General features: G+C 73.8%; 8 protein-coding genes. 7 read left to right on the forward strand and 1 reads right to left on the reverse strand.

Annotation, left to right across the window (positions count from 1 at the left end; genetic code table 11):
• Positions 1–375: 375 nt before the first annotated feature.
• The 4 genes from ABZ234_RS33375 (at position 376) to bla (ending at position 5,911) form a co-directional block, all read left to right on the forward strand.
• On the forward strand, positions 376–1,836 hold the full coding sequence (locus ABZ234_RS33375) for an amino acid permease (RefSeq protein ID WP_267948414.1): 1,461 nt from the start codon (positions 376–378) through the stop codon (positions 1,834–1,836).
• Positions 1,837–2,110: 274 nt separating this feature from the next.
• Positions 2,111–2,920 (forward strand): carbon-nitrogen hydrolase family protein, encoded by an 810-nt coding sequence (locus tag ABZ234_RS33380; protein ID WP_355014697.1) that lies wholly within the window; start codon positions 2,111–2,113, stop codon positions 2,918–2,920.
• 139 nt (positions 2,921–3,059) lie between these two features.
• Positions 3,060–4,775 (forward strand): FAD-dependent oxidoreductase, encoded by a 1,716-nt coding sequence (locus ABZ234_RS33385; RefSeq protein WP_355014698.1) that lies wholly within the window; start codon positions 3,060–3,062, stop codon positions 4,773–4,775.
• A 212-nt stretch (positions 4,776–4,987) separates the two neighbouring features.
• Positions 4,988–5,911 carry a class A beta-lactamase gene (gene bla / locus ABZ234_RS33390; RefSeq protein ID WP_355014699.1) on the forward strand — a complete coding sequence of 308 codons (924 nt, stop codon included), beginning with the start codon at positions 4,988–4,990 and terminating at the stop codon, positions 5,909–5,911.
• Between the two features lie 405 nt (positions 5,912–6,316).
• On the opposite strand, the gene ABZ234_RS33395 is transcribed toward bla, so the two are convergent.
• Positions 6,317–6,781 (reverse strand): Lrp/AsnC family transcriptional regulator, encoded by a 465-nt coding sequence (locus tag ABZ234_RS33395; RefSeq protein ID WP_267948418.1) that lies wholly within the window; start codon positions 6,779–6,781, stop codon positions 6,317–6,319.
• A gap of 143 nt (positions 6,782–6,924) precedes the next feature.
• On the opposite strand from ABZ234_RS33395, the gene ABZ234_RS33400 reads away from it, so the two are divergent.
• The 3 genes from ABZ234_RS33400 (at position 6,925) to ABZ234_RS33410 (ending at position 10,862) form a co-directional block, all read left to right on the forward strand.
• Positions 6,925–8,574, forward strand: coding sequence for an alpha/beta hydrolase (locus ABZ234_RS33400; RefSeq protein WP_355014700.1), 1,650 nt, complete (start codon positions 6,925–6,927; stop codon positions 8,572–8,574).
• 85 nt (positions 8,575–8,659) lie between these two features.
• Positions 8,660–9,502 (forward strand): GNAT family N-acetyltransferase, encoded by an 843-nt coding sequence (locus ABZ234_RS33405; RefSeq protein ID WP_355014701.1) that lies wholly within the window; start codon positions 8,660–8,662, stop codon positions 9,500–9,502.
• Positions 9,503–9,644: 142 nt separating this feature from the next.
• Entirely contained in the window at positions 9,645–10,862 is a 1,218-nt protein-coding gene (locus ABZ234_RS33410) for a Bcr/CflA family efflux MFS transporter (protein ID WP_355014702.1), read from the forward strand.
• Positions 10,863–10,982 lie beyond the last annotated feature (120 nt).

Here is a 10,982-nt window from a genome sequence, read left to right on the forward strand (position 1 = left end):
GACGCGGATCGTCGCGCTCGCGGGCGCCGCCTTCCCCGTCGCCAGCTACCTGGCCGCACCCCAGGGGGTGCGGCGCGGCCGTTCGCGTGTCCGGACCCGGGCGGCGGCACACGGCGGGAGCCCCGACGCGCCCCGCCGCGCGGAGTGCGCGCGTGTGCCATCGCTCACACCCGCCCGCGTTTTCTTGCGCGGAAGCGCAAGGATGCGCCGCTTCCCGGGGACAGACGCAACGAATGTGGGTCATGTTACCTGGGTAACGCAGCTACGGTTACTGAGGGCGTTTTCGGGCTGATTCCGGCACGAAACGCCCCTTCACCTCCCACATCCCTTCCCGGGGGACAGGTGTGCCCGCCCACAGCAACGAGGAGTAGTCACGTGGTCGACCAGAAGACCCCGGCGGACGCGGCGGCGCCCGTCGGCGTGCCCGCACTGAGGGAGCGGCTGACCCGGCGCAAGCCGGTCGAGAAGCTCGTCGCCGAGACCAGCGACGGCACCGGCCTCCAGCGGCACATGGGCTTCTGGCAGCTCTCCATGATCGGCATCGGCGCCACCCTCGGCACGGGCATCTTCGTCGTGCTGGGCGAGGCCGTCCCCGTGGCCGGTCCCGCCGTCGTCCTCGCCTTCGTGCTCGCCGGCGTCACCGCGCTGTTCTCCGCGCTCGCCTACGCCGAGATGGCCGGGATGATCCCCGCCTCCGGCTCCGCCTACTCCTACAGCTACGCCACCATCGGCGAGTTCATGGCGTGGGTGTGCGGCTGGTGCCTCATGCTCACCTACGGCGTGTCCGTCGCCGCCGTCGGCGTCGGCTGGGGGCAGTACATCGACGAGCTCCTCCACCTCACCACCGGCCTGTCCCTGCCGGGGGCGGTGCTCGCCGGGCCGCTGGAGGGCGGCGTGGTCAACCTGCCCGCCGCGATCGTGGTCCTGTTGTCCATGTTCGCCCTGCTCGCGGGGGTGCGCGAGAGCAGCCGGGTCAACGCGGTCATGGTCGCCGTCAAGGTCGCCATCCTGGTCATGTTCGTCGCGATCGCGATCACCGCCGTCCAGGACGGCAACTTCGCCCCGTTCATGCCGATGGGCATGGCCGGGGTCAGCGCCGCGGGCGCCACCCTGTTCTTCTCCTACATCGGCTTCGACTCCGTCTCCACCGCGAGCGAGGAGGCGAAGAACCCCCAGCGGGACCTGCCCCGCGCGATCATGTTCTCGATGATCCTGGTGACCGCCATCTACTGCCTGGTCGCCTTCGCCGCCGTCGGCGCGCTCGACTGGACCGGCTTCGTGGACGGCGAGACGTCCCTCGCGGGGATCCTCACCCTGGTCACGGGCACCCCGGTGTGGGCGGTCGTCTTCGCGGCCGGAGCGGTCCTCGCCCTGGCGAGCGTGGTGCTGGTGGTGCTCTACAGCCAGACCCGCATCCTCTACGCGATGTCCCGCGACGGGCTCATCCCCAAGGCGTTCTCCACCGTGGACGCCAAGGGCACCCCGCGCGCGAACACGGTCATCACCTCCGTGTTCATCGCGCTCCTCGCCGCGCTGGTCCCCCTGGGGCCGCTCGCGGACGCCACCTCCATCGGCACCCTCTTCGCGTTCGCCCTGGTCAACGTGGCCGTGCTGGTGCTCCGGCGCACCCGCCCCGACCTCCCGCGCGCCTTCCGCGTGCCCGGCGCCCCCGTCACGCCGGTCCTGGGGGTGCTCGCCTGCGCCTACCTCATGTTCAGCATGTCGCCGAGCGTGTGGGCGGCCTTCGGGGCCTGGCTCGTCGTCGGACTGGCCGTCTACTTCGGCTACGGCATGCGCCGCTCCGCACTGGAGCGCGTGCCCGCGTCCGGGGTCTAGACCGGACCGGAAGGCCGCACCGCACGCCCGCGCCGGGGCCGGGGACCCCTCCCCGGCCCCGGCGCCGTGTCCGCCGCCGCGCCCGGCCGCCGGGACGCGTCCGGCGCCGTGGCGGGTCCACGCGGCGATGCGCGCACGAACGCGCCCCAATGCGCAAGGAAGAGCGGCGTCACAGGGGAAAGACGCACGTTTCCACTGCTCCGGCGCACCGTTCCGACACGATCTCCCGCCTAGAGTGGACGCGGCCCGAGAACGACCGAGGGGGAGGCGGCCCATGACGCGCGGACCACTGCGTGTGGCCCTGGACCAGGGGGCCGGTCGCAGCGGCGACGTCGCCGACGCGCTCGGCCGGCTCGCAGGCCGCGCCGCACAGGCGGCCGAGGCCGGGGCCCGCCTGCTCGTCAGCCCGGAGATGTCGCTCACCGGCTACGCCCTCGGAGCCGGGACGGTGGCCCGGATGGCCGAACCCGCGGACGGGCCCCTCGCGGACGCCGTCGCGGCGATCGCCGCCGACACCGGCGTCGCCCTCGTCTACGGATTCCCCGAGCGCGCGGACGGCGCCGTGTACAACACCGTCCAGCTCGTGGACGGCACCGGTGCGCGCCTGGCCGCCTACCGCAAGGCCCACCTGTTCGGCGACCTGGACCGGGACGCGTTCTCCCCGGGGGCCGACCCGGTCGTCCAGGCCGACCTCGACGGGTTCCGCGTCGGCCTCCTGATCTGCTACGACGTGGAGTTCCCCGAGGCCGTGCGCGCGCACTCCCTCGCGGGCACCGAGCTCCTCGTCGTGCCGACCGCACTGATGCTCCCCTTCACGGAGGTCCCCACCCGGGTGGTGCCCGTGCGCGCCCTGGAGAACCAGCTCCATGTGGCCTACGTGAACCGCTGCGACACCGAGGGCGACCTGTCCTACGCGGGCCTGAGCGCGCTCATCGGGCCGGACGGGACCGAGACGCTGCGCGCCGGCCCGGGCGAGGAGCTCCTGGTCGGCGACGTCGCGCCGGACGCCGTCGCCGCCGCACGCCGGGAGCACTCCTACCTGGACGACCGCCGGCCCGACCTCTACCGGGCGCTCACCGCCTGACCCGCTCCCCGGGGCGCACGCGTCCCCGGCGCCGGCCGTGCCGACCGCGGCAGGGGCCGCCGTTCGGGGCGCCCGGCCGCCCGGACCGCCGCCCCGCCCCCCCGCAGCCCGATCACCGACCACCCGAAGGAGGGGCTCCATGACGTCCGCAGTGCCCACCGCCGCAGGCACCCCGTCCACGCCCGGCACGCCGCCGCTGAACATGTGCGGGCCGGACTTCCCGTTCGCCTACGACTCCTACCTGGAGCACCCGGCCGGGCTCGGGCAGGTCCCCCCGCAGCACCACGGGACCGAGGTCGCCGTCATCGGCGGCGGACTCTCCGGGATCGTGGCGGCCTACGAGCTGATGAAGATGGGGCTGCGCCCGGTCGTGTACGAGGCGGACCGGATCGGCGGACGCCTGCGCACCGAGAAGCTCCCCGGCTGCCCCGACGACGTGGTCGCCGAGATGGGCGCGATGCGCTTCCCGCCCTCCTCCACCGCCTTCCTCCACTACGTGGACCGGGTCGGCCTGGAGACGACCCCCTTCCCCAACCCGCTCTCCCCGGCCACCCCGAGCACCGTGGTCGACCTCAAGGGCGAGTCCCACTACGCCACGACCCTCGCCGACCTGCCCGAGGTCTACCGCGAGGTGGCCCGCGCCTGGGAGCGGACGCTGGAGGAGGGCGCACAGCACAGCCGCATGCAGCGCGCGATCCGCGAACGCGACACCGCGACCCAGAAGGAGATCTGGAACGATCTCGTCCGGGGGCTGGACAACCAGACCTTCTACGGTTTCCTCTGTGAGTCACCGGCGTTCGCGTCCTTCCGCCACCGCGAGATCTTCGGGCAGGTGGGGTTCGGCACGGGCGGCTGGGACACGGACTTCCCCAATTCCATCCTGGAGATCCTCCGGGTCACCTACACGGGCGCGGACGACGACCACATGGGCATCCGCGGCGGTGTCCAGCAGCTTCCCCGGCGGCTCTGGGAGGACGCCCCGGACAAGCTCGTCCACTGGGCGCAGGGCACCACGCTGGAGTCGCTGCACGGGAGTGGTCCGCGCCCGGCCGTCACCGCCCTGCGCCGCACCGCGGCGAAGGGCTCGCCGTCGGGGAACATCACGGTCACCGACGCGTCGGGTTCCGTCCGCACCTACCCGGCGGCCGTGTTCACCGCGCAGAGCTGGATGCTGCTGTCCAAGATCGACTGCGACGACGACCTGCTGCCGATCGACCACTGGACGGCGATCGAGCGCACCCACTACATGGAGTCCTCGAAGCTGTTCGTCCCCGTGGACCGGGCCTTCTGGCGCGACAAGGACCCCGAGACGGGCCGCGACGCCATGAGCATGACGCTCACCGACCGCATGACCCGGGGGACCTACCTCCTGGAGGGCTCCGACCCGGACGGCCCCGCGGCGATCTGCCTGTCGTACACCTGGTGCGACGACTCGCTCAAGTGGCTGCCGCTGTCGGCCGGCGAGCGACTGGAGGTCATGCTCTCCTCGCTGTCCAAGATCTACCCCGGGGTGGACGTGCGCTCGCACATCACCGGTGACCCGGTCACCGTGTCGTGGGAGGACGAGCCCTACTTCATGGGCGCGTTCAAGGCGAACCTGCCGGGCCACTACCGCTACCAGCGCCGCCTGTTCACGCACTTCCACCAGGAGGGCCTGGCGGAGCGCCACCGGGGCCTCTTCCTGGCGGGGGACGACATCTCCTGGACGGCGGGCTGGGCGGAGGGCGCGGTGCAGACCGCGCTCAACGCGGTGTGGGGCGTGGCGCACCACTTCGGCGGCGGCACCGACGCGTCCAACCCCGGGCCGGGCGACCTGTTCGACGCACTCGCCCCCGTGGAGCTCCCGGAGGACTGAGCCCGGCCGTGCCCCGCCCCCCGCGACCGCTCCGGTCCCGAGGGGCGGGGCCGAGCACGCATCATGCCGTTCGTGCATGGGAGCGGCGGTTTCCGTCTTGGACGGCATCGGGATCGGTGGCCAGACTTCTGGCGTGGGGCCGCCCGCCGGGGCGGCCCGCGCGGGCCGGGCAGCCGGGCCGCGCACCCCCCGAACAGGAGCTGAACACGACCATGACCCCCTCACCGACCCTGCGCGCCGGAGGCGCGGCCCTGGCCGCGCTGGCCCTCATCTCCGTCACCGCCTGCGCGGCCTCCGGGCCGGAACCCCGGCAGGAGCCCGCCCGGGAGCAGTCGGCCGCCCCGGAAGCGGCGCCGGAGCTGTTCCGGGAGTTCGAGCGGCTGGAGGAGCGGTTCGACGCGCGGCTCGGCGTCTACGCGGTGGACACGGGCACCGGCGAGGAGATCGCCCACCGGGCGGACGAGCGCTTCGCCTACTGCTCCACCCACAAGGCCCTCTCCGCGGGCGCGGTGCTGCGGCGGAACACGCTGGAGGAGATGGAGGAGGTCGTCTCCTACACCGCCGACGACCTGGTCGGCCACACGCCGATCACCGGGGCGCACGTGGACACCGGGATGACCCTGCTGGAGGTGGCCGACGCCGCGGTCCGCTACAGCGACAACACCGCGGCCAACCTCCTCCTCGAGGAGCTGGGGGGCCCGGACGGGTTCGAGGAGGCCATGGAGGAGATCGGCGACGACGTGATCGAGGCCGACCGGATCGAGCCCGACCTCAGCCGGACGGCCCCCGGGGACACCCGGGACACGAGCACGCCGCGCGCCATGGCCGCGAGCCTGGAGGAGTTCACGCTCGGCGACGCCCTTCCCGAGGACCGGCGCGCCGTGCTCAACGGCATGCTGCGCGACAACACGACCGGCGACGAGGTGATCCGCGCGGGCCTCCCCGGGGACTGGGAGGTCGGTGACAAGACGGGCAGCGGGAGCTACGGGACGCGCAACGACATCGCCGTCGTCCGTCCCCCGGGCGGCGACCCCGTGGTCATCGCGATCATGTCCATGCGGTACGAGGAGGACGACGAGTTCGACAACGCGCTGATCGCCGAGACCGCGACGGTGATCGCGGGGGTCCTGGGCTGACGCGGTGACCGGAGGGGGTCGCTGTCCTCCCCCTCCGCCGTGATCTCGTATCCGTGGCGGGGCCGGGCGCCGGGATCGGCCACAAGGACGGGACCGTCCAGGCCGGTGCCCCCGGCGGCACACCGGCAACGGTTCCGGCCGGGCCCGGAACCCGTGCCCGGGCCGGACGGGGAAGGGGCCGCCCGCCTCGCGGCGGACGGCCCCGCTGGCGCCCGGGATCAGGGGGCGCCACTCCCTCCAACGAACGGAGGGACCCGGGAGTTTCCGTGCCGGCGGGCGAACGCCGCGGCTTTCCGGGGCGGGCGCCCCCGGCCGCGTGCGCGGCCGGGGCCCGGGACCCGCTCCCGCGGGGGCGCGGCTCCGGGCTCCCCGGGGCGTCCGGCCCGCCGGGCGCCGGGCCGGAGCTCAGGGCAGGTCGGCGGTCCCGGCGAGGATCGGCTGGTCCACGAGCCGGGACAGGACCAGTGTGCTCTTGGTCCGCACCACGAAGGGTTCGGCGCCCAGGCGCTCGATGACCTCCTCCAGGTGGTGCGTGTCGCGTGCGCGCACCTGCACGATGGCGTCGGCCTCGCCGGTGACCGTGCACGCCGAGGTGATCTCGGCGTAGCCCGCGAGCCCGGAGCGGATCTCGCCGGGAGAGGTGCGGGCGCGGCAGTACAGCTCGATGAACGCCTCGGTGGTCCACCCGACGGCCTGCGGCTCGACGACGACGGTGAACCCTCGCACGGCGCCGGAGTCCACCAGCCGGTCCACGCGCCGCTTGACGGCCGAGGGGCTCAGTCCGACGTGGCCGCCGATCTCGGCGAAGCTCATCCGCGCGTCCGCGCCGAGAATCGCGATGATCCGCTCATCGACACGATCCAGCCGCATTGTGCCCCTTTGTCCACGTCTGATCCAGGCAGGGCACATGTTACCGGGGTATACCTCCCTGGGGTCCGTGTCGCTTCCCTTCGTCACGTCGCGCAACAGTGACAATGCATGAGGTCGAACACACGGTGTGAGGGAGTGGACGAGTGCGAGCACGAACCCTGGCTGCGGTCTCCGCCGGAGCGCTCCTGGCCTCCCTCGCCGCGGGGGTCCCCGCGCAGGCGGAGCAGACCGGTACGGCGGCCGGGGCCGCTCCCGCCGACACCGGGGGACCGGTGTGGGCCCCCTGTGAGGACATCGCACCCGTCGGGGAAGAGACCCTGGAGTGCGCGACCCTCACCGTTCCCCTGGCCCGCACCGACGGCGGCGCGCGGATCCACGGCCTCGGGGACACCGTGGAACTCGCCCTGTCCCGGGTCCCCGCCACCGGCCGGGCCGAGCGCACGATGCTGGTCAACCCCGGCGGCCCCGGAAGCGCCGGGCGCATGTGGGCCGCCCACACCCACCGCCGCATGCCCGCGGAGCTGCGCGAGACCTACGACGTCGTCTCCTTCGACCCGCGCGGCGTCGGGGCGTCCACCCCCTCCATCACCTGCGACCCCGCCTTCTTCGCGCCCGTCCGCCGCGACACCGTCCCGTCGGACGCGGACGCCGAGGCCGCACTGCGGGCCGGAGCCGAGGACTACGCCGAGGCGTGCGGGGCCAACACCGGCCGCCTCCTCGACCACGTCCGCACCGAGGACACCGCGCACGACATGGACGCCATCCGGGCCGCGCTCGGCGAGGAGACCATCGACTACCTCGGCTACTCCTACGGCAGCTACCTCGGCACGGTCTACTCCTCGCTCTACCCCGACCGGGTCCGCGCCCTGGTCCTGGACAGCGTCGTCAACCCGGACAACCCCTGGTACGAGAGCAACATCGAGCAGAGCCGGGCCCTGGACAGGTCGGCGGACGGCTTCTTCGACTGGGTGGCCCGCAACGACGCCGCCTACGGCCTCGGCGCCGACGGCGACACGGTCTCCGAGGCGTACTACTCCCTGCGCGCGGAGCTGGCCGCGACGCCGGCGGCCGGCACCGTGGGCCCCACCGAGCTGGAGGGCGCCGTCATCGTCGTCGCGTACAGCGGCGGCACCTGGCCGCGGGTCGCCGAGGCGCTCGCCGCCCGGATCAACGACGGGGACGACGCCCCGCTGCTCTCCCTGCACGAGGACTACGGGGACGACGCCGGGTCCGACCGCGGCTACGGCGGCTACCTCGCGGTCCAGTGCACGGACGCCCGGTGGCCCGAGGACTGGTCCACCTGGCGCGCGGACGCCGAGAGGCTCCACGCGGAGGCGCCCTTCATGGGCTGGCACAACATGTGGTACAACGCTCCGTGCGCCACCTGGGACGGCGACTCCGACGACTGGTTCCAGGTGGGCGACGGCCGCGGCGAGCACCCCGCCTACGACGGTGACGCGCTCGTCGTGCACGCCACCCGGGACGGGGCCACCCCCGTCGAGGGTGCCTACGCCCTGCGGAACCGGCTCCCCGGGGCCAGCCTCGTGATCGAGGAGGGAGGACTGACCCACGGTGTCTCCCTCACCGGGAACACGTGCGTGGACGAGGTCGTCACCGCCTACCTGCGCGACGGGGAGGTCCCCGTCAGGGACGGGGGCGAGGGCGCCGACGTCGTCTGCGAGGGGCGTCCCGAGCCCCGGCCGCGCACCTCCCGGGCCGCACCTGAGACGATGGTGGAGCGCCTCGGCCCGGTCGGCATGGAAAGTCCCGGGAAGCCCGGGTCATCCGAGTAACCGGTCCAATAGGCTGGAACCGGCGCGAACAGGCTCGGCCAGTCGTCCCGGAGCCCGGAGGGCCCGGGCAGAGGGGGGAGATGCGATGCTGCGGACCTCGCCGGTACGGATCCTCGGAGAACGGGACCGGGAGGCTGTCCGCGCGCTCCTGGACGCCGACCCCGTGGGCAACGTCTTCGTCGCCTCGCGCCTGATGGCCACCGGTCTTGCCGCCAGTGCCCACGGCGCCGAGGTGTGGGGGCACGTCGAGCGGGGCCGCCTGACCGCGATGTGCTACTCCGGGGCCAACCTGGTCCCGGTCAACGCCGGACCGGCCGCGATCCGCAGCTTCGCCGACCACGCCCGCTGGCGGGGCCGCCGGTGCTCGTCCATCGTCGGCCCCGTCGCGGCGGTCAGCGACTTCTGGGAGCAGGTCGCCCCCGTGTGGGGGCCCGCCCGGGCCATCCGCGCCAGCCAGCCCGTCCTGGAGATCGACGGTCCCCCCGCCGTGCCCGCCGACCCGCTCGTGCGCCGGGTCCGCCTCTCCGAGCTCAACACCCTGGTGCCCGCCTGCGTGGCCATGTTCACCGAGGAGGTCGGCGTCCCGCCGGACTCCGGTGACGGCGGCGCGCTCTACCGGGCGCGGGTGGAGGAGCTGGTGCGCACCGGCCGGGCGTTCGCCAGGATCGAGGACGGCCGGGTCGTGTTCAAGGCGGAGATCGGCGCGGTCACCCGCCACGCCTGCCAGGTGCAGGGCGTGTGGGTGCACCCGGAGCTCCGGGGCCGGGGGCACTCCTCGGCGGGGATGGCGGCGGTGGTCGAGCACGCGCTCGCCGAGATCGCCCCCCGTGTGACCCTCTACGTCAACGACTTCAACGCCCCCGCACGCGCCACCTACCAGCGGGTCGGGTTCCGCCAGGTGGGAGAGGTCATGTCGGTGCTCTTCTAGCCGGCGCCCCTCCGGGCCCCGGGAAGCACCGTCCCCGCCCGCCCCGACGCACTCCGCGCCGCACCCCGCCCCCGCGGCCCCGTTCCGGCGCGTCGGCGCCGGAAGTCCCGCGCGCCCCCGCCACGACCCCGAGAGAGCCACGATGCGGCACAACCCGACCGGACGCGCACGCCTGGGCCTGGCCCTCCTCCTCGGCCTCCTGTCGGTGCTCGGTCCCCTCAACATCGACATGTACCTCCCGGGATTCCCGCAGATCGCCGCCGACCTCGACGCCGGGGCCTCCCAGGTCCAGCTCAGCCTCACCAGCTGCCTGATCGGGCTCGCGGTCGGCCAGGTGGTCGTCGGCCCGGTCAGCGACGCCCGGGGGCGTCGCGGCCCCCTCGCCGTGTCGCTGCTGCTCTTCGTCCTGGCCTCGCTGCTGTGCGCCGCGGCGCCCGACATCACGACACTGGTGGCGGGCCGCTTCCTCCAGGGGTTCACCGCCTCGGCCGGCACCGTCCTCTCCCGGGCCGTCGTGCGCGACGTGTTCGACGGTCCCGCGCTGACGAGGTTCTTCGCGCTGCTGATGGCCGTCACCGCCGTCGCCCCCATGGTCGCGCCGGTCGCCGGGGGAGCCGTCCTCGCACTGCCCTTCGCGACCTGGGAGACGGTCTTCCTGTTCCTCGCCCTGCTCGGCGTCGTGATCGTCCTGGTCGTCATGCTCGGGCTCCCCGAGACGCTGCCCCCGGAGCGCCGCGTCCCCAGCTCGCCCGGCGGCTCCCTGCGCACCATGGCCGCGCTCCTGCGGGACCGCGCCTTCATGGGGTACGCGCTGATCGTGGGCCTGCTCCACGGCGGCAGCTTCGCCTACGTCGCCGGGACGCCGTTCGTCTACCAGGACCTCCACGGGGTGTCACCGCAGGTGTTCGGCGTCCTGTTCGGCGTCAACGGGATCGCCATCATCCTGGGCAGCGCGGTGGTGGGGCGCCTCGGGGAACGGGTGACCGAGTCGGCACTGCTGCGGTTCGCCGTGGTCACCGCGGTCGTGGCCACCGGCGTGCTGCTGGCCGCCACACTGCTCGGCGGCCCGCTGGCCGCGCTGGTGGTGCCGATCTTCGTCTACATGACGTGCATGGGCATGATCCTGACCAGCTCCTTCGCCCTGGCGATGGAGGGGCAGGAGGGAAGGGCCGGAAGCGCGGGCGCGCTGCTCGGCGCGCTGCCGATGCTCATCGGCGCCGGAGCCGCGCCCCTCGTCGGACTGGACGAGAGCACCGCCGTGCCGATGGGCGCGGTCCTGTTCGGGACCGCGTCCCTGGGCCTGCTCGTCCTGGTCGGCACGACCGCCGAGCGCAGGCGCCAACCGGCGGTCGGAGCCTGACGGGGCCCGCCCCCGCCCCGGCCGTGCGGCCACGCTCTACATCACCGTGTGGGCCAGCCGCCGCACCCACAACGCCACCGACTTCCACTCCGGGGGCCGCGGCTTCAGCGCCGTCCAGAA

It is taken from the genome of Nocardiopsis sp. NPDC006198 (assembly GCF_040613895.1).
Lineage (GTDB): Bacteria > Actinomycetota > Actinomycetes > Streptosporangiales > Streptosporangiaceae > Nocardiopsis > Nocardiopsis tropica.